20 protein-coding genes are annotated in these 19,045 nt (G+C 64.5%); 15 read left to right on the forward strand and 5 right to left on the reverse strand.

Annotation, left to right across the window (positions count from 1 at the left end; all coding sequences use genetic code 11):
• The first annotated feature begins 27 nt into the window (after positions 1-27).
• Positions 28-603 carry a YceI family protein gene (locus tag GKC28_RS01285; protein ID WP_174144728.1) on the forward strand — a complete coding sequence of 192 codons (576 nt, stop codon included), beginning with the start codon at positions 28-30 and terminating at the stop codon, positions 601-603.
• A 172-nt stretch (positions 604-775) separates the two neighbouring features.
• The gene (locus GKC28_RS01290) at positions 776-1,108 is read left to right on the forward strand and encodes a hypothetical protein (RefSeq protein WP_174144729.1); all 333 of its coding nucleotides are present in this window, start codon (positions 776-778) and stop codon (positions 1,106-1,108) included.
• A 191-nt stretch (positions 1,109-1,299) separates the two neighbouring features.
• On the opposite strand, the gene GKC28_RS01295 is transcribed toward GKC28_RS01290, so the two are convergent.
• Positions 1,300-2,547 carry a cytochrome b/b6 domain-containing protein gene (locus GKC28_RS01295; protein ID WP_174144730.1) on the reverse strand — a complete coding sequence of 416 codons (1,248 nt, stop codon included), beginning with the start codon at positions 2,545-2,547 and terminating at the stop codon, positions 1,300-1,302.
• A gap of 419 nt (positions 2,548-2,966) precedes the next feature.
• Between GKC28_RS01295 and fabD the strand changes: the two genes are divergently transcribed.
• The 5 genes from fabD to GKC28_RS01320 all read left to right on the forward strand — a co-directional run bounded on the left by fabD (position 2,967) and on the right by GKC28_RS01320 (position 6,900).
• Entirely contained in the window at positions 2,967-3,899 is a 933-nt protein-coding gene (fabD, locus tag GKC28_RS01300) for an ACP S-malonyltransferase (RefSeq protein WP_174144731.1), read from the forward strand.
• Between the two features lie 3 nt (positions 3,900-3,902).
• Positions 3,903-4,493 carry an alpha/beta hydrolase gene (locus GKC28_RS01305; protein WP_174144732.1) on the forward strand — a complete coding sequence of 197 codons (591 nt, stop codon included), beginning with the start codon at positions 3,903-3,905 and terminating at the stop codon, positions 4,491-4,493.
• 21 nt (positions 4,494-4,514) lie between these two features.
• Positions 4,515-5,252 (forward strand): 3-oxoacyl-ACP reductase FabG, encoded by a 738-nt coding sequence (fabG, locus tag GKC28_RS01310; protein ID WP_174144733.1) that lies wholly within the window; start codon positions 4,515-4,517, stop codon positions 5,250-5,252.
• Positions 5,253-5,669: 417 nt separating this feature from the next.
• Entirely contained in the window at positions 5,670-5,903 is a 234-nt protein-coding gene (locus GKC28_RS01315; protein WP_005982462.1) for an acyl carrier protein, read from the forward strand.
• Between the two features lie 253 nt (positions 5,904-6,156).
• Complete coding sequence (locus tag GKC28_RS01320; protein WP_174144734.1) at positions 6,157-6,900, forward strand: HisA/HisF-related TIM barrel protein; 744 nt, start codon at positions 6,157-6,159, stop codon at positions 6,898-6,900.
• A 148-nt stretch (positions 6,901-7,048) separates the two neighbouring features.
• On the opposite strand, the gene GKC28_RS01325 is transcribed toward GKC28_RS01320, so the two are convergent.
• Both GKC28_RS01325 and GKC28_RS01330 read right to left on the reverse strand, forming a co-directional pair.
• Positions 7,049-7,966, reverse strand: a complete 918-nt coding sequence (locus GKC28_RS01325) for a PilZ domain-containing protein (RefSeq protein WP_174144735.1) — start codon at positions 7,964-7,966, stop codon at positions 7,049-7,051.
• A gap of 303 nt (positions 7,967-8,269) precedes the next feature.
• Positions 8,270-9,142 carry a PilZ domain-containing protein gene (locus GKC28_RS01330; protein ID WP_174144736.1) on the reverse strand — a complete coding sequence of 291 codons (873 nt, stop codon included), beginning with the start codon at positions 9,140-9,142 and terminating at the stop codon, positions 8,270-8,272.
• 410 nt (positions 9,143-9,552) lie between these two features.
• On the opposite strand from GKC28_RS01330, the gene fabF reads away from it, so the two are divergent.
• Entirely contained in the window at positions 9,553-10,818 is a 1,266-nt protein-coding gene (gene fabF, locus GKC28_RS01335) for a beta-ketoacyl-ACP synthase II (RefSeq protein WP_174144737.1), read from the forward strand.
• On the forward strand, positions 10,818-11,972 hold the full coding sequence (mltG, locus tag GKC28_RS01340) for an endolytic transglycosylase MltG (RefSeq protein WP_174144738.1): 1,155 nt from the start codon (positions 10,818-10,820) through the stop codon (positions 11,970-11,972). Before fabF ends, mltG begins: the two co-directional genes overlap by 1 nt.
• 67 nt (positions 11,973-12,039) lie before the next feature.
• On the opposite strand, the gene GKC28_RS01345 is transcribed toward mltG, so the two are convergent.
• Both GKC28_RS01345 and GKC28_RS01350 read right to left on the reverse strand, forming a co-directional pair.
• Positions 12,040-12,813 (reverse strand): TIGR01458 family HAD-type hydrolase, encoded by a 774-nt coding sequence (locus tag GKC28_RS01345; protein ID WP_174144739.1) that lies wholly within the window; start codon positions 12,811-12,813, stop codon positions 12,040-12,042.
• Positions 12,814-12,973: 160 nt separating this feature from the next.
• A complete protein-coding gene (locus GKC28_RS01350) occupies positions 12,974-13,372 on the reverse strand; it encodes a hypothetical protein (protein WP_174144740.1) in 399 nt (132 codons plus the stop codon).
• Positions 13,373-13,753: 381 nt separating this feature from the next.
• Between GKC28_RS01350 and GKC28_RS01355 the strand changes: the two genes are divergently transcribed.
• The 6 genes from GKC28_RS01355 to GKC28_RS01380 all read left to right on the forward strand — a co-directional run bounded on the left by GKC28_RS01355 (position 13,754) and on the right by GKC28_RS01380 (position 18,946).
• A complete protein-coding gene (locus GKC28_RS01355) occupies positions 13,754-14,122 on the forward strand; it encodes a recombinase (protein WP_174144741.1) in 369 nt (122 codons plus the stop codon).
• Positions 14,115-15,401, forward strand: a complete 1,287-nt coding sequence (locus GKC28_RS01360; protein ID WP_174144742.1) for a terminase family protein — start codon at positions 14,115-14,117, stop codon at positions 15,399-15,401. The genes GKC28_RS01355 and GKC28_RS01360 overlap by 8 nt, the downstream gene beginning before the upstream one ends.
• 296 nt (positions 15,402-15,697) lie before the next feature.
• Positions 15,698-16,942 (forward strand): phage portal protein, encoded by a 1,245-nt coding sequence (locus tag GKC28_RS01365; RefSeq protein ID WP_174144743.1) that lies wholly within the window; start codon positions 15,698-15,700, stop codon positions 16,940-16,942.
• Positions 16,935-17,159 carry a hypothetical protein gene (locus GKC28_RS01370; protein WP_039182700.1) on the forward strand — a complete coding sequence of 75 codons (225 nt, stop codon included), beginning with the start codon at positions 16,935-16,937 and terminating at the stop codon, positions 17,157-17,159. Before GKC28_RS01365 ends, GKC28_RS01370 begins: the two co-directional genes overlap by 8 nt.
• A gap of 23 nt (positions 17,160-17,182) precedes the next feature.
• Positions 17,183-17,749 carry an HK97 family phage prohead protease gene (locus GKC28_RS01375; protein ID WP_174144744.1) on the forward strand — a complete coding sequence of 189 codons (567 nt, stop codon included), beginning with the start codon at positions 17,183-17,185 and terminating at the stop codon, positions 17,747-17,749.
• Between the two features lie 15 nt (positions 17,750-17,764).
• Complete coding sequence (locus GKC28_RS01380) at positions 17,765-18,946, forward strand: phage major capsid protein (RefSeq protein ID WP_174144745.1); 1,182 nt, start codon at positions 17,765-17,767, stop codon at positions 18,944-18,946.
• Positions 18,947-19,045 lie beyond the last annotated feature (99 nt).

Genomic DNA, 19,045 nt, shown 5'->3' on the forward strand with positions numbered 1-19,045 from the left:
GTTGATTAGTTACATGGAGTTTTGCCAATGAGATCCTGTCTGTTCGCTGCTGTCATAGCCGCCTCCGCTTCCGCGGCGGCCGCCGCACCTGAGAAATACCTTCTGGACCCTTCCCACAGCCAGGTCGTGTTTTCGTATAATCACCTGGGCTATTCGACCACCACCAGCATGTTCGCCGGTTTTGAGGGGGAAATCATGTTCGACCAGGAGGATCCTGCCGCCTCAAGCGTGTCGGTGACGATCCCGCTGGCATCGATGATGACGGGATGGGAACCCCGGCACAAGGACCTGATGTCGGAAAACTTCTTCAATGCTTCCGGGGGCGAGACGATCACATTCCAGTCCACCAGCATCGAAGTGACAGGCGGCACCACTGCCAATATAACCGGCGATCTGACCATAAACGGCGTGACCAAGCCGGTGGTGCTGGACGCCAAGCTGAACCAGGTGGGCGAGCACCCGATGGCCAATAAACCCTGGGCCGGGTTCGATGCGACGGCCACTCTGCTGCGGTCGGATTTCGGTGTGGGCGCTGCCGTTCCCTTTGTCGGCGACGAGGTCAGCATCAGGATCTCGATCGAGGCGATGAAGGCCGACGGCTAAACCCTCGGCCGCCTGAGTGTGCTTCCAGCCGCTGGCTCCGGACGGGCCGGCGGCTGTCTGTTGCCCGGTCTGCGCGCACCTCCCCAAACTGTGACCGGGGTTCACTGGCGTTTCCGGGGCCGGAGGCGCAGACTGAATGCGGCCCATCCGGCCACTTCGGAAAGGAGGCACCATGTTCCGCTTCGGCCTGTTCACTTCAGCCGCCGCGGCCCTGGCCCTTGCAGCAAACCTGGCCTATACTCCGCCTGCTGCAGCCCATGGTTCTGACGCAGATGCAGCCCGTGCCATTGCCGGCATCGTGGCACTTGGCATCATTCTAAAGAGCCTGGACAACGACCGGGACCGCCACCGCGGCCGCGTCTATTACCACCAGCCTAGACAGTATTACGGCCACCACGGCGCCCGCCGCCATCACCACGCGGGCCGTGACCGGCACCATTTCCGCCGCCACGGCGGCCACCGGCACCGCTCGCGCCACGGCGGGTACTACTACCACCGGCACTAACCGGCACAAAGATGCGGCAGCAAGGAAACCCTGCTGAGCAGAAGGCAGGCGCAATTGTCTGCAGCAGGCCGCAGCGGCCGGCTTAAACAGAAAGGCGCCGCGCGTCAGCGCGGCGCTAGGCCCAAGGCTGCCAGGGGGTGCCGGCACAGCCGGCGCATCCGCAGGCGCGGGAGCCCCCCGTATCCCCTCAGTCAGTCTGTGCGTTTCGCCTCAAGCTCGACCGCCACATCCACGGCAAAGGCCAGCGAGCTTTCATCCGGCAGGCTCTTGCCGATCCCGAAATCCAGCCGGTTCAGCGTCAGCCCGCCGGTCATCCTGGCGGTGTCCCCGTTCAGCTCCAGATCGAAGGGCAGGGTGGCCGGCACCGTCTGGCCCTTGATGGTCAGCGTGCCAACAGCCTGATAGCCCTCCTCCAGCTTCACGATCTCCGCCTTGAACAGCGCGGTGGGGAAACTGGCGCTGTCGAAGTAATCCGCACCCATCGCCTGGCCCGCGACCGAGCCCAGCTCCAGCGACGGGATCGCGATGGCCACCTCCACATCGCCGGCCGGGCCGGGGGCTGCGGGTTCCTCGAAATTGATCGCCGCGGCCCACTCGCCAAAGGTGCCATTGACGGCGCTGCCCATCTGGGTGACGGAAATTCCCAGCTTGCCCGACTGCACCGCCCAGCTGCCTGCTGCGGTTTCCACCGGGTCAATGGCAACAACCGGGGCTGCGGTGCCGGTCTCCACGGCGCTCTTGCCGCCAAGCATGCCCAGCGCCGCACCTCCGCCCAGCACGCCTCCCCAGACCGCCAGCGCCGCCAGCACTGGCAGCAGGCTGTGCGCCTGTGCCGGCGGTTTGGGCAGTGAACCGCTGCCCGGCAGCATCCTGCGCAGGGTGGCATCGCGGTCAATGACATGATGCTTCAGCGCGCCGGCAATATGCAGCGCCAGCGCCACCGCCAGCGTCCAGACCAGCAGCCAGTGCAGGCTGCCAAAGAAACCCGCCACTTGTTCGGACTTCGGCACAAGCGGCAGGCTCTGTCCGAACGGCCACCAGATCGGCGCAAAGCCGGTTGTGGCCGCGTGATGGATCCAGCCGGTCAGCGGCACCGCCACCAGCGAGCCGTAGAGCAGCCAATGCACCATCTCCGCCGCCAGGGCTTCCGCCTTGCGGCCGGGGTGCAACAAGCCCGGTTTCGGCTGGCTCAGTGCCCACAGGATCCGCAGGAGCGCGGTAAAGAACACCGCCACCCCGATGGTCTTATGCATGGAGAACAAGAGCGTTGCGCGCTCGATCACCGCCTGGCTGCCGTCAAACCCCGGGCTCTCGATCTCATGCGCCAGACCGTTGGCGAAATAGCCCAGCGGAAAGGCCGAGAAGATCAGCAGCGCGGTCAGCCAGTGAAAGCCTTTGGCGACAGAGCCGTAAGAAGAAAACGTGTTGGTGCGGGACATTGGGCGCAATTCCTGGTCAGGGTCCGGTTGCCCATAACCTAAACACGCCCGCCCCTGTTGCAACGCACGAGTGCTGTCCGCCCGCGCACAGGTTTCGTGCGCAGATTGCAGCACAGGGCCAGGGCCCAATCATCCTGTATCGCTGGTTTGTCTGATGTTGTTCCTGACAAGGCACAGTCCCGCAGGAATAGTGTCACTATTTTAAGGGGCTGTAACGCAGCTCAGGGGCAAAATCAGTCAAATCCTGCTGACGCGTGAACCGCTGCAAAGCAGCGGCTTTGACCGCTTTGCATTGACCCTGCCAGTCCCGGCGCGCTCAAAACCTCTGCTTTATTGCCGTTCGCGCGCCGGACCCTGGCTTGTACGCGGGGGAAAGGGCGGGTACATCAGGCAAAACGCTAAAACGGACGAGGTCATCAATGACGATCGCATTTGTGTTCCCCGGGCAGGGCGCCCAGACCATCGGCATGGGCAAGGCGCTGGCCGAGGCCTATCCGGCCGCCAAGGCCATCTTTGACGAGGTGGACAGCGCACTCGGGGAAAGCCTGAGCCAGCTGATCTGGGAGGGCGGCATTGAAACCCTGACCCTGACCCAGAATGCGCAGCCCGCCCTGATGGCCACTTCGATGGCCGCCATGCGCGCGCTGGAGGCCGAAGGCGTCACCATTGAGAAGGCATCCTTCGTGGCCGGCCACTCCTTGGGCGAATACTCCGCACTGGCCGCTGCCGGCGCCATTTCGGTTGCGGACACCGCCCGCCTGCTGCGCACCCGCGGCCTGGCGATGCAAAGCGCCGTGCCGGTGGGCGAGGGCGCCATGGCGGCGATCCTCGGCCTCGACCTCGACGCCGTGCGCGCGGTGGCCGAGGAAGCTGCGCAGGGCGAAGTCTGCCAGGCCGCCAACGACAACGACCCCACCCAGGTGGTGGTCTCCGGCGCCAAGGCCGCGGTCGAACGCGCGGCTGAGATCGCCAAGGAGAAGGGCGCCAAGCGCGCGGTGATGCTGCCGGTGTCCGCCCCCTTCCACTGCGCCCTGATGCAGCCCGCCGCTGATGCGATGGCCGAGGCGCTGGCGGGCGTCGACATCAAATCCCCGGCGGTCCCGCTGATTGCCAACGTGCGCGCCGACGCCGTCACCAGTCCGGACGAAATCCGCCAGCTTCTGGTGGAGCAGGTCACCGGCTCCGTGCGCTGGCGCGAAAGCGTGCAGGCGATGGCGGCCAAGGGCGTCACCGAATTCTGGGAGATCGGCGCAGGCAAGGCGCTGTCGGGTATGATCCGCAAGATCGACCGCAACCTGGCTTGCCGCCAAGTCGGCACCCCCGAAGACGCCGCGGCCGCCGCCGGAGCGTAACCCATGCGGAAACGGTACTCGTTTCTGGTATTCGGCTCCGTGTTTGCCGCAGCCCTGGCGGGCTGCGCGCTTGTCGAAAACCTGGTGGAGACCACCAGATTCGAGCTGCAGGGGCGGGATGTTCTGGTCAACGGCACCCTGAATGCAAGGTCGCTGAACCAGTTCAGCGCGTTCATGTCCGAACACCCGGAGGCCGAACGGCTGGTCCTGCTGAACATGCCGGGATCCGTTGACGACGAGAACAACCTGAAACTCGGGCACCTGGTGCGCGATCTTGGCCTGGATACCCATGTCACCGCCGCCAGCGAGATTTACTCCGGCGCCGTGGATATCTTCCTGGCCGGCACGGAGCGCACCATGGAAGAGGGCGCCGTATTGGGCGTCCACGCCTGGGAAGGGAATGAGACTGCGGACAATTACCCGCGCAGCCACCCGGAGCATGCCCCATATGTGGCCTACACGAAACGGATGCTGGGCAGCGCGGATTTCTACTGGTTCACGATCCAGGCTGCGCCGGCCAGCGATATTCATGAAATGACCGCGGCGGAGGTGAAACGCTACGGTCTACTGACCAAACCGGTCCTGCGGGACTAAGAAGCCAAGAGGGCAAGAAACATGTTTGATCTTACAGGAAAAAATGCGCTGGTGACCGGCGCCTCGGGCGGCATCGGCGGCGACATTGCCCGCGCCCTGCACGCGGCCGGCGCCACCGTCGCGCTGTCCGGCACCCGCGAGGAACCGCTCAAGGCGCTGGCCGCCGAACTGGGCGAGCGCGCCCATGTGCTGCCCTGCAACCTCTCCGACGCCGAGGCGGTTGAGGCGCTGCCGAAGCAGGCGGCCGAGGCAATGGGCTCCGTCGACATTCTGGTCAACAACGCCGGCATCACCCGCGATAACCTGTTCATGCGGATGAAGGACGAGGAATGGGAGTCCGTTCTGAACGTGAACCTCACCTCCACCATGCGGCTGTGCCGCGGCGTGCTGCGCGGCATGATGAAGGCGCGCTGGGGCCGCATCATCAATATCTCCTCCGTTGTGGGCGCCACCGGCAATCCTGGCCAGGGCAACTATGCCGCCTCCAAGGCCGGCATGATCGGCATGTCCAAATCACTGGCCTATGAGGTCGCTAACCGCGGCATCACCGTGAATGCGGTGGCGCCGGGCTTCATCGCCACCGCGATGACCGACAAGCTGAACGACAGCCAGAAAGACGCGATCCTGACCCAGATCCCGGCCGGCCGCATGGGGGATTCGAAGGAAATCGCCTCTGCCGTGCTGTATCTGGCCAGCCAGGAAGCGGGCTATGTCACCGGCACCACCCTGCATGTGAACGGCGGCATGGCGATGATCTGAGCGCACCACCGCGCTGCATTTTCGCAAAGCCCCGCAGCCTGCCTGCGGGGCTTTTTCGTCCCCGAACAGCGGAACCGGGGCTTCAGCCCGGGCCAGCTTCCGCCGCCAAATGGTTGAAATCCGGTGAAAAAGCAAAAAAGATGCGGTGCAGGCCTTGCAACCTCTTGATTACAAGGCCATCTGCACGCTTCATAGCGGCCACAGGCAAGCCGCGCTGCCGCTTTATGACTGCGCGAAACCGTTTGCCTTGGCTGCGGTCTATGCTATAGGCGGCCCGTATCCGTCGGCATTTCCCTTGGGAAACGCCGCACTGTCCCCGTCCCGCGGGGATCACACCGCCCGCTCCGGGCAATAACCACGCCGCCCGGCAGGGCAGGGCAGAACCGGGCAGAGTGCCCTGTAAAACGAGGAAGAGACATGAGCGACGTCGCAGATCGCGTTAAAAAGATCGTTGTTGAGCACCTGGGTGTTGAAGAAGACAAGGTCACCGAAAACGCCTCCTTCATCGACGATCTGGGCGCAGACAGCCTGGACACCGTGGAACTGGTGATGGCGTTTGAAGAAGAGTTCGGCATCGAGATCCCGGACGACGCAGCCGAAACCATCCAGACCTTCGGCGACGCGGTCAAGTTCATCTCCGAAGCGTCCTAAGCCACGCTTCCGGATGACCGGATTGGGCGGCGCTCTCCTGCACGGAGGGCGCCGTTTTCTTTTGGCTTTCCGCGGTGCCGAATCTGGTGCTGCGGCAATCTGGCCCGTTGTGCTTTTGCTGGGTGTTTGCGCTATCAGGCCGCCCGGAAACCCGCGCCGCAATTGTTCGATAAATGGTCATGAAACGGCGTATCGCCGGCCTCAATCCGTGCTAATCTGACCTCATGAGGCAACACATGAGGAGACTGGCACTATGATCATCTACCCCACGATGGAAATTCAGAACGGCCATTGCGTGACCCTCGAAAAAGGCCGCCTGGATGAGCCGCTGATCTGGCATGTGGACCCGGTGGAAACCGCCAAGGGCTTTGCCGCGGCGGGGGCGGAATGGATGCATCTCACCGATTTCAACGCACTGGAAGGCGACAACAGAAACGAGGAGCTGGTCCTGCAGATCATCCGCGGCGCCGGCATTCCGGTGCAGCTAGGCGGCGGCATGCGCTCGCGCGAGCAGGTCGAGCATTGGATCGACAAGGGGGCAGGCCGCATCGTGATCGGCACCCTGGCCGCGCGCGATCCGCATCTGGTGCGCGAGCTGGCCGAGCACCACCCCGATCAGATCGTGCTGGCAGTGGACATCTGGCAGGGCCAGGTAATGACCGACGGCTGGCGTAAATCCGGCGCTTATACCCCGGAATCCTATCTGGAGGCGTTCAAGGACACGCCGTTTGCCGGCATCATCATCACCGACATCGACGCTGATGTGGCCGACACCGAGGCGCAAATGGGGCTGATCTCGCATCTGGCGTCCACGGTTAAGCTCCCGGTGATCGCCAGCGGCGTGGTGCGCAACAGCGACGACATCTCGCGGCTGAAGTACATCCACAACATCTCTGGTGCTCTGGTCGGCCGGGCCCTGTTCCGCAAGACCCTCTCGGTCGAGGAGGCGCTGGCTGTTGCCCGGCCGGAGCCGGAACCGGTGGCCGAATTCCAGTAACCGCCGGACCTGGCAGTAATCAGCAAGGGGCGCCCGTCAGCGGGCGCCCCTTTTATCGCATCGTCCGGCGGGTGCCTGGGCTGGCAGTCTTGCGGGCAACCGGGCCGGGCGGGCGGCGGCATGGCACCAGCCTCTCGCTGGCCTGCGGTCAGGCCGGATTGGCCTGCGCCCCGGCCGCCGTCTGCGCCGCCGGTGCCGCTGCAGCCTGTTTCGAGCAGTCGAGCAGGACCCGCAGGTCCGCCTCCGTAATCGATTTGCTGAACTTCACACCGATGTAGTCGGCGCTATGCCAGGTTACCTGGGAACGGACCTCTCCAATGCCGGGAAGGACGGCTGTGACTTCACTCTTGGGTCGCGGCAGGGGGGTGCCGGGCAGCTGCCAGACCCGGATCTTGGCGCCCAGGCGGCTGATATCAATAAGTTTTGCACGCAGCGTTTGCACTCTGGTCTTCAGGCTGCAGGGCAGCAAGCAGGGGTAGCGCCTGCGCCTGCGCCGGTGCCGGCGGGCAATCCGTTCTGCCAGGAACATGGCGCCGCCGCCCAAAGCCAGCGCCGACAGCGAACTGGCAATGGCAGTCTCCTGGGAAATGCCCGTGATCCGCCCCATCCCGGCAGGGGTGTCTGCCGGCTGACTCCGTTCCGGGGCGAAATCACAGGGCAGCGGAATGATCCGGGCTGCAAACTCCTCCAGCAGCGCCGCGGTGCCCAGCCGCTCCGCGCTGGTTTCGGCCTTGGCTATCCCGTGCCGGTTGTAGACCTGAAGCAGCCCTTTCTGCTGGGTGATCAGCCGCATGGCCAGCGGCTCGTAGACCTCCATGCCGGACCGCCGCATGTTCATCCGCAGCGTGACTACCGGATGATCCTCCAGCCAATGCTGCAGCTGCCTGGCCTTGCCGGGATTGTTGCCGGTTTTCAAATGCTGCAGAAACCCGCGCGCCTCATGCTGGAAAATCACCAGATCGGACTGCAGCAGGCAGGTCGCTCTGGACGCTTCAGCCGGGTCTGCACCGATCCAGGCCGCAACAGGCGCTGCAAGTGCTGCCAGGATCAGGGGCCAGTGTTTCATCTAAGGAGCTCGCTTTGCAGCTGGGGTCATGCCGCGGGACGGCTATGTCGCAGTTTAAACTACCATAGGGGGCATCATCATTCATTAATGACGCTTAAGGGGAGCGTTAAATCTCCGCAAAAGCGAAAGCCGCGCTCGGTGCGCGGCGCTTGCGGAGCTTCGGGAGATGACGCAAACCGTCATGAAGCGGCGTTAACAGTCCGGGCGGCGCATGTGGCGGCCGCAGGCCGGGCAGCGCATGACCGGTGCAGCCCGCAGCCAGGCTGGGCCATCGGTCTGATTCTGAAAGGAAAACCTGAGGGGTTACAGCCCGAGCCGTGCCTCTTCCCGTATGCCGCCGTCTTCCATCGGGAATTCTTCCAGCAGCCGGTGCAGCTGCATGAAATTGAACTCCTTGGCGAATTGCACCCCGATGTAATCCGCGGTCTTCCAGCGCACATTGGCATCGACTGTGTGGCCGCCGAAGCGGAGCGTCACCCGGCCGGATGCGTCGCACTGGGCGTTCGGGCGCACCTTGGCGCCGGCCCGGCTGAGGTCGACAAGATAGCCCTGCACGGTCCGTCCGCCCGTCTGCAGCACGCAAGGAACGGCGCAGGGGTAGCGTTTTGTACGGCGGATTTTGCGGATGCCGATCCGGTCCAGGAAATACAGAACACTGCCGCCAAGCACCAGGAACGACACCCAGGCGATGGCGGCGTTGATGATTTGCTGGCGCTGGCGGGCATCATTGGCACTGACCGCCACCAGCTTGCTGCCGAACCCGTCTTCCTTGATCTGGTCGCACGGCAGCGCCTCCACCAGGATGCCGTATTTCGACTGCAATTCGTAGATCCCCATGTGGCGCGCGCCTTCCAGCGCCGCCTGGCGGCCCTGGCTGGACAGGATCTGCAGCAGAACTTTGTTTTGCTGCATCAGCTTAAGTGTTCCGGCCTCAACCTGCTGAATCCCGACGGCCCGCATCCGCTGTTTGAGCGGTGCAGGCGGATTTGCGCCGATCCAGCTGTCCAGCTGCTGCACGTAATAAGGGCTCTGTCCGGTCTCGAGATAGCCCAGAAACCCGGCAGAGGCCCGGTTCAGGTCGGAAAGATCCTGATGCACAGGGCAGGCCGCGTCCGCCGGTCCGGGAAACAGGGACAGGGTCAGCAAAACAGCAGCTGTCGGAAGCCATTTGCGCATGGCAGTGTATTCCTCACGTATTTCCGCAGGAGAGTTTGGCGCAAAGTTGCGAATTTGGGGTTAACGGGAGGGGGCGCTGGTGCGGAATATTGCCGGGTGCCCGTCCCAGTCACGGCATCTTCGCCCCGGCAACGGAACTCAGCGGTATCCTGCGCAAAAAAAAACGGGCTGGAGACAAAATGGCCCAGAGCTCCAGCCCGTTTGGGCAATCCACGAGGACGGATGCCGAGTTTCTCGTTTTGATAAAAACAACCTAAGACTGAGTCGTTAATGAAACGTTCTCGCCTGGTGAAAACACCAACATGACCCATTTTCCGTGACGTCACACCGGCGGCCAGCCCGCTCTTGCACCCGGTTGCCATTCCAAGCTATTTGAACGGACGGATTGCCGAGGCATAGGAGAGCAAGGAATGCGCCGAGTAGTAGTCACCGGACTGGGCCTGGTCACCCCGCTGGCCAGCGGAGTCGAAGAAACCTGGTCCCGGTTGCTGGATGGACAGTCGGGTGCCGGCCCCATCACCCTGTTTGATGCCGAGGCAAGCGGCGTCGCCACGACCTATGCCTGCGAAGTTCCGCGCGGCGACGGCTCCGAGGGCACTTTCAACCCGGATGACTGGGTTATCAAGAAAGAGCAGAAGAAGATCGACGACTTCATCCTCTACGGCATCGCAGCCGCCGACATGGCGGTGCGCGACGCCGGCTGGACGCCCGAGGACGAGGAAAGCCGCCTGCGCACCGGCGTGATGATCGGCTCCGGCATCGGCGGCCTGTCGTCGATTGCCGACACCGCGGTGATGATCAAGGAAAAAGGCCCCCGCCGGGTGTCGCCGTTCTTCATCCCCGGCGCGCTGATCAACCTGATCTCCGGCCAGGTCTCGATCCGTTTCGGATTCAAGGGCCCGAACCACTCGGTTGTGACCGCTTGTTCCACCGGCGCCCACGCCATTGGCGACGCGGCCCGGCTGATCAAATCCGGCGACGCCGACGTGATGATTGCAGGCGGCGCCGAGGCGGCGATCTGCGAGATCGGCATTGCTGGCTTCAACGCCTGCAAGGCGCTGTCCACCAAGCGCGGCGACGACCCCAAGGCGGCCTCGCGCCCCTATGACGCCGACCGTGACGGCTTTGTCATGGGCGAGGGCGCGGGCATCGTGGTGCTGGAGGACTACGAGCACGCCAAGGCCCGCGGCGCCAAGATCTATGCCGAGGTGCTGGGCTACGGCCTGTCGGGCGACGCCTACCACATCACCGCCCCGTCTGAGGACGGCGAAGGAGGCGAGCGCTCGATGAAGGCGGCCCTGGCCAACGCAGGCCTGGAGCCGTCGGCCATCGACTACATCAACGCCCACGGCACCTCGACCATGGCCGACACCATCGAACTGGGCGCCGTCGAACGGCTGCTGGGCAACCACGCCGCCAATGTCACCATGTCCTCGACCAAATCCGCCACCGGCCACCTGCTGGGCGCCGCCGGCGCGATCGAGGCGATCTTCTCGATTCTGGCGATCCGCGATCAGGTGGCACCGCCGACCATCAACCTGGACAACCCGGCAGTCGAAACCCCGGTCGACCTGGCGCCCAACGCCAAGCGGGAGCGCAAGATCGACGTGGCGCTGTCGAACTCCTTCGGCTTCGGCGGCACCAACGCATCGGTGATCTTTGGGAAAACCAGCTGATGTGGCGCAGCCTCGCCTCCAATATGCTGACGGTCCTGATCGCCGCCCTGTTCCTGCTGGGCGGCCTCATCCTGTGGGGCCAGTCGCAATATAAAACCGAAGGCCCGCTGGACACCGCCATCTGCCTCCGGGTGGAGCGCGGCTCCAACATGGCTCGTGTCAGCCGCGACCTGGAGGCGCAGGGCGCCGTTTCTTCCGGCACCATCTTCCGCCTCGGCGCCAGATACAGCGAAAAGACCGGCCAGCTGAAGGCCGGCAGCTTTCTGGTGGAGCCGGGCGCCTCGATGGAGCAGATCGTCGACGAGATCACCCATTCCGGCGCCTCCACCTGTGGCACCGAGATCGTCTACCGCATCGGCGTGACCCGCACCCAGGCCGAAGTGCGTGAGCTGGACCCGGCGACCAACAAGTTCGAGGAAAAGGCGGAATTCGTCCTTGGTGAGGATGAGGTGCCCGCCGAGTATACGGAAACCCGCCAGGACGCCGACACCCGCTACCGCATCGCGCTGGCCGAAGGCGTGACCAGCTGGCAGGTGGTTGAGGCGCTGAAGGCGATGGACGTGCTGGCAGGCGATCCGGGCGCGCGCCCGGCGGAGGGCCTGCTGGCGCCTGACAGCTACGAGGTCACCCCCGGCACCGATCGCGCCGCGGTTCTGGCCGAGATGCAGAAACGCCAGGAGCTGCGCATCAACGCCGCCTGGGAAGGCCGGTCAGAGGATGCTGCCGTCAACAGCCCCGAGGAGATGCTGATCCTTGCCTCGATCATCGAGAAGGAAACCGGCGTGCCCGAGGAACGCGGCCTGGTCGCCTCTGTCTTCACCAACCGCCTCAACCGCGGCATGCGCCTGCAGACCGACCCGACGGTGATTTATGGCGTCACCAAGGGCGAGGGCGTCTTGGGCCGCGGCCTGCGCCAGAGCGAGCTGCGCAAGGCAACCCCCTGGAACACATACGTGATCGAGGGCCTGCCGCCGACACCGATCGCCAACCCGGGGCTTGCGAGCCTGGAGGCCGCGGTGAACCCTGAGGCCACCGGCTACGTGTTCTTTGTTGCTGACGGCACCGGCGGCCACGCATTCGCGGAAACGCTGGACGAGCACAACCGCAACGTCGCCAAATGGCGCGAGATTGAAGCCCAGCAGCAGAACAACTGAGGCTGAGGCAACGGACAAGGAAAAGGGCGCCGAAGGGCGCCCTTTCGCTTACCAGAATGGCCGCCGATCATAAGCTGTTCTGCGTCAGCAGGTGGTCAACGGCTTCCAGAACATCCGCAACTGCGGCGGTCGGTGCAGGGTCATGGCGCGTCTCGTCGCCTTCCCGGTATTTTCCGGTCCGGACCAGATATCCGGCTGCCAGCCCGGCCGCCAGGGCCCCTGCGACATCGCTTTCCGCATCATCTCCGATCATCGCCGCCCGCTGCGGCGGGCAGCCGGTGCTGGCCACGGCAGCGCGGAAAAACTCCGGGTCCGGCTTGCCGAACAGCCTGGGCGTGGCGGCACTGGCGAATTCCAGCGCCTTGATGAATGGCCCGGCATCCAGGCTCAACTGCCCGTCCTCATCCAGAAAGACTCGGTTGTCAGCCAGGGCAAGGAACGGCGCACCTTCCAGCAGCAGCCGGAAGGCCCGGTTCATATTCTCATAGCTGAAGGCCAGCCCGGCATCGCCGACGACAACCGCAGGCGGACCGCCGCCCTTGCAGGCCCGAAACTCTTCCTCAAGCGCCGGGTGGACCAGCAGATGCGGGCTGTGGCCCGTGCGATCCAGCCATGCCAGCGCGGCAGCAACGGGCGTGAACACCTCCTCTGGCTGGATGTCGAAGCCAAGCTCGCGGAGTTTGCCCATGATGCGCCGCTTCGGTTGCCGGGTGGAATTGGTGAGGCAGCGGACCTGACACCCTGCGGCCCGCAGCCGCGACAGGGCTTGCACGGCGCCGGGGATAACCCGGCTGCCCTGATAGAGGACGCCGGACACATCAAGCAGAACGGTTTGTGCCATAACCGGACTCTGCCTGAGGTGCGAGCCTGCGTCAAATCAGGCTCCTGCCGGGAGGTTCAGGTAAAAATCCGCTGAAGGCTGCGAGCCACGGTGAAAGCAGGGAAGGGCGCCCGAAGGCGCCCTCTTCAAAACTTGCTTGCAAGCGGCAAGGCCGCTGCAATCAGGTATAGATACAGATGTAGAAATTCGTTCCGCTCTGGTAGCCGCCGCATTTGTCGTAAAACTCAATCGTCGCCTTCACGGTCTTGCCGGCCAGCGCGCTGAATTGGGATGACAGATCCACCGGCTGCATCGGTGTCACCACGCCGGAGCAGCCATTGCTGTAGTCGTGCGAGTAGGTGGCTGTGTTCTGCGGGTCGCTCTGATCTGTCAGAGTCAGCTTGACGACATCGTCAACCGACGTCTCACCTTCACCGCTGGGGCCGCCGGACATCACGATGGTGGCGCCGGCGGGAATGGTCACATAGTGAAGCGTCGCATCATAAAAGATCTTGCCGGCATCGCCCGTAACAGGTGTCGACTCTTGCGCAGTGGCAATCTGGTAATTCTTCCAACCCATCTGGTGGTCCTCGCTAATGATGGAAACAGTGACGCACAGTGTGGCGCAAGGCTGAACCTACAACCGGAAATAGAATTCAGGGAAGCCGGTTTTCTCAAAAGTTATGCGCCATTTGAGTCACCTTTTGAATTGGATCTTGATTGTAAATCCATTAATTTCAGACGTGTAGCGGTTCCGCTTATGTATGGCCGCCGTATTTCCGCCTTGGTGACCGTTGCGTACCCACCGTACGTCCCCTCACCGTAAGCCTTGACTTTTGCGCGAAAAACACGTATAGATTGCAGTGCAGCTGGAAGAAACTTGGACGGCCCCGGACCCCTCCGCCGGCGGCCGTCCTGTCTTTCTCTCGTGCGGTCAATAACGCATGAGGCAGAGCAACCCATGACAGACAACACACCGGATCAGGACGGCGCCGCCCTCCTGAAACGGCGGGTGCATTACACCGCCGACCTCCTGCTGTCCCTGCAGGACAGCATCCACCGCCTGCGAAAAGAGGCAGAGGAGCTCCGGGAGCAGCTCGAAACCACCGGCGCCGATGAAATGACCGGCGCCAAGACCCAGGTCCGCAAGCTCGAAGACCTGATCCGGGACTGCCAGAAAGTGGAGAAGACCCTTGCAGAACAAAGCACCGATGTCGCCCGCCTGCTCAAATCCGAGCACGAACTCGATCTCGTCGCGGCGCGCGCAGCTGTCGAGCTCGGACTTTCTCGCCTGCGTGCCGCCCTGGCTGCTGAGCTGCTTCTTGAATGAACTGGACCGCAAAACCTTGTGCGCCTTGCCGCATCTGTTTGACATCTGGGCGCTGGACCACCAGCGCCCGCCGGACGGGGACTGGCGCGCCTGGGTGATCCTGGGCGGCCGCGGCGTCGGCAAGACGCGGGCAGGGGCCGAGTGGGTCCGCTCGCTCGCCGAAGGGGCCAGCCCTTATAACCCCGGCACCGCCCGCCGCATCGCGCTGGTTGCGGAAACCTACGACCAGGTGCGCGACGTGATGATCCATGGCGAAAGCGGCATCCTGGCCTGCTCGCCGCCGGACCGCCGCCCCAAGTGGAAAGCCTCGGAGCGCAAGCTGATCTGGCCAAACGGTGCAGAGGCGCAGGCGTTCTCCGCCCATGACCATGAGGCGCTCCGCGGTCCCCAGTTCGATGCCGCCTGGGCGGATGAGCTGGCCAAGTGGAGGAAGGGGCAGGAGAGCTGGGACATGCTCCAGTTCGCCTTGCGGCTGGGGCAGGACCCTCGCGTCTGCGTCACCACCACCCCGCGCAACGCGCCGGTCCTGAAACGGCTGCTGGCCTCACCCAGCACCGTCACCACCCATGCCCCGACTGAGGCCAACCGTGCCAACCTCGCGCCCTCCTTTCTGACAGAGGTGCGGGCGCGCTATGCAGGCACCCGCCTGGGCCGGCAGGAACTGGACGGCGTGATGCTGTCGGATATCCAGGGCGCGCTCTGGACCACAGCAGCGCTGGTGGATGCGCAGGTGTCTGAGGCGCCGCCCTTGGACCGGGTGGTGGTCGCCGTCGACCCGGCAGTGAGCGCAGGCAAGAACTCGGATGCCTGCGGTATCGTAGTGGCGGGCGCCGTCACTCACGGCCCGCCTCAGGACTGGCAGGCCCATGTGCTGGCGGATTGCACCGTGCAGGGGGTTGGGCCGCTCGCCTGGGCGCAGGCGGTGATTGCCGCCCGCGATGCACATGGGGCCGAGCGGGTGGTGGCAGAGGTCAACCAGGGCGGCGCCCTGGTGGAAACCGTGCTGCGGCAGGCCGATCCGCTGGTGCCGTTCCGCGCCCTGCACGCGAAAAGGGGCAAATCCGCCCGCGCCGAGCCGGTCGCGGCGCTCTATGAGCAGGGCCGGGTGTTTCACCTGCCCGGCCTGGGAGAGCTGGAGGACCAGATGTGCCAGATGACCCCGCAGGGCTACCGCGGCAGCGGCTCGCCCGACCGGGTGGATGCGCTGGTCTGGGCGCTGCATGAGCTGATCATCCAGCCGGCTGCCAACCTGCGCAGGCCGCAGATCAGGGTGCTCTAGAACTTTTCAAAAACCAACCGCCCGGCGGCACGCCGGGCAGCGCCCGTCCCGCCCCCCACGGGGCGGGCGCTTCGCGTCCACCCCGCCGGGCCGGGCGCCGCCCTCAGTGTGATGCAACACTGTATTGTTTCCTTTGTATCCGTTTAATTTCAGGATCTTATGTTCAGGTGTTGCGTACCCACCGTACGCACCGCTTGCCAAATCTTCAGGCCTTTCCGGCACTAATGATCCTCAGCAAAGGCGCATCAGCCCCAAGGGCCGGCAGCGCCGCCTAGGAACAACCTGAGGAGCGGACCATGGTCTTTGACCTGCTGCGGCGCAAATCGCCGGACCCCCGGAAACCGGGCCCCAAAAATCCGGGCCTGGAACAGAAGGCCAGCCAGACCGCCCGCGTGGTCTCCTGGCACGGCGCCGGCCGCATCGCCTGGAGCCCGCGCGACACCGTCTCGCTGACCCGCAGCGGCTTTGCCGGCAATCCGATCACCCACCGGGTGATCCGCCTGATCGCAGAGGCCGCCGCCGCCGTGCCGCTGGTGCTGCAGGACAGCCGCCAGCGCTTTGACACCCACCCCTGGCTTGTACTGCTGGCGCGTCCCAACCCGGCCCAAACCCAGGCTGAAATGCTTGAGGCGCTCTATGGCTACCTGCTGCTGTCCGGCAACGCCTATATCGAGATGGTCACGGCAGAGGACGCAACCCCCGCGGAACTGCATGTGCTGCGCTCCGACCGGATGAACGTGGTGCCGGGACCGGACGGCTGGCCCGCGGGCTTTGACTATGTGGTGGGCGGGCGCAAGCACCGCTTTGCCAACGAGCCCGGCAATTCCCCGGTCTGCCATATCAAGAGCTTCCACCCGCAGGACGACCACTATGGCCTCTCGGCCCTGCAATCGGCGGCGATGGCGATTGACGTCCACAACGCTGCCTCCCGCTGGTCCAAGGCGCTGCTGGACAACGCAGCCCGCCCCTCCGGCGCGCTGGTCTGGACCGGCTCCGACGGCCAGGGTCAGATGTCAGACGATCAATTCCGCCATCTAAGCGAAGAGATTCAAACAAATTTCCAGGGCGCCCAGAACGCCGGCCGCCCGATGGTTCTGGAGGGCGGTCTGGACTGGAAGCCGATGGGGTTCTCCCCCTCCGACATGGAGTTCCAGAAAACCAAGGACACCGCCGCCCGCGAAATTGCGCTGGCCTTCGGGGTGCCGCCGATGCTGATCGGCATCCCCGGCGATGCGACCTACGCCAATTACCAGGAGGCCAACCGCGCCTTCTACCGGCTGACCGTGCTGCCCTTGGTGTCCAAGGTTACCGCGGCGCTGTCCGGCTGGCTCACCGCCTGGACCGGAGAGGCGCTGACATTGAAGCCCGACCTCGACCAGCTGCCTGCGCTTGCAGCAGAGCGCGAGGCGCAATGGCGGCGGATCACCTCCGCGGATTTCCTCACACACGAGGAAAAGCGGCGTCTGCTGGGGTTGCCCACAGAAACCCTGCCCCCAGACCACACTGAGGGCGCGCAGACGGAGGGCGGACAGGATGACTGAGCACCCGATGCACGCATTTGATTGTTCACCGGGATTGCGCCTGTCCGCCCATGAGCGGGTCGCCCAGATCCAGAACGACGCCGTGAACCGCCGCCTCGACCGGATCGAACAGATGATGGAGCGGCTGGAGAAACGTCTCTGGCTCACCGTCTACGGCGTTGCCGCGGTGATCCTGGCGCAGGCTTTCCAATCCTTCCTGACGGTGCAATTGCCGTAACTCCAACGACTTGCGAGGTTCAGATGATGCAGGGATCCCCCCAGCTGGAACATAAATTCGCACGCTTCGGCGAGGATCTCTCGCTGAAGGACGCAACAGAAATCAAAGGCTATGCCAGCCTGTTCGGCCAGACCGACCAGGGTGGTGACGTGGTGATGCGTGGCGCCTATTCGGCGTCCCTTCAGGCGCTCAAGGATCAGGGCCGCACCGTCAAGATGCTGTGGCAGCACGACCCGGCCCAGCCCATCGGCGTCTGGGACGAAGTGCGCGAGGACAAACGCGGGCTCTACGTCCAGGGCCGCATCCTCACCGCCACTCCCAAGGGCGCCGAGGCGGCCGCGCTGATCGAGGCGGGCGCGATTGACGGCCTCTCGATCGGCTACCGCACCCAGAAAGCCACCCGCGCGCTGGACGGCACCCGCCACCTGACCCAGGTGGAGCTGTGGGAGGTGTCTCTGGTCACCTTCCCGATGCTGCCCGCGGCACGGGTGGCGGCGAAATCTTCCGCCGATGCGGAAGCGCAAGCGCTGCGCGCCCTGGCCGACGGCCTGCGCCAGATCACCCGCGGCCTCAAAACAGGCCAGACCTAAAACAGGACACCCATCATGAGCAACCAAGACCTCCCGGCCCAAACCGGGGACGCAGCGCCCCTGGCGCATGAAGTGAAACAGGCCATTACCGGATTTCTTCATGAATTCAAGGGGTTTCAGGACGACGTGCAATCAAGGCTGAAACAGGCAGAAGAGCGAGTGACCATGCTGGACCGTAAGACAATCTCTCAGAACCGCCCCCATCTGGCAGCCAGCCAGGACGCGGGCGCCCCGCATCAGAAGGCGTTCAACGCCTACCTGCGCAGCGGCGACGACGACGGCCTGCGCGGGCTTGAGCTGGAGGGCAAATCCATGTCCACCGCGGTGGGCAGCGACGGCGGCTATCTGGTCGACCCGCAGACCGCCGACACCGTCAAGGCGGTGCTGAACGCCTCCGCCTCGGTCCGCGCCGTTGCCTCCGTGGTGCACGTGGAGGCCTCAAGCTATGACGTGCTGATCGACCACAGCGAAATGGGCGCGGGCTGGGCCAATGAAACCGGCCCCGCGGCGGAAACCTCCACCGGCAGCATCGACCGCATCTCGATCCCGCTGCATGAACTGAGCGCGCTGCCCAAGGCCTCGCAGCGGCTGCTCGATGACAGCGCCTTTGATATCGAGGGCTGGCTGGCTGGCCGCATCGCCGATAAATTCGCCCGCTCCGAGGCCGACGCCTTCATCAACGGCGACGGCAACGACAAGCCCACCGGCTTCCTCAACTACAACGTCGAGGAAAACGACAGCTGGACCTGGGGCAACATCGGCTACAAGGCCACCGGCGTCGATGGCGAGATCGGCAACGGCGACGCGATCATCGACCTGGTCTATGCGCTGGGGGCGGAATACCGCGCCAATGCCACCTTCATTCTGAACTCCAAGACCGCGGGAATGCTGCGGAAATTGAAAGACGCCGATGGCCGCTTCCTGTGGTCCGACGGTCTGGCCGCGGGGGAACCTGCGCGCCTGATGGGCTACCCGGTGCTGATCGCCGAGGACATGCCGGACCCGGCTGCCAACAGCTTCCCCATCGCCTTCGGTGACTTCCGCGCCGGCTACACCATCGCCGAACGCCCGGACCTGCGGGTGATGCGCGACCCCTTCAGCGCCAAGCCGCATGTGCTGTTCTACGCGACCAAGCGCGTCGGCGGCGACGTCAGCGACTTTGCCGCGATCAAGCTGATGAAATTCGGCCTGAGCTGACCGCTCAGCGCTGATGGCGGACCGGCAGCCCGGTCCGCCGGCTGGCACGCACCCAATATTTCCCTGCCGTCTAGCTGCTCCCCCTCCGTCCGAGCGGCA

Source organism: Leisingera sp. ANG59 (assembly GCF_013317235.1).
In the GTDB taxonomy this organism is placed as follows: domain Bacteria; phylum Pseudomonadota; class Alphaproteobacteria; order Rhodobacterales; family Rhodobacteraceae; genus Leisingera.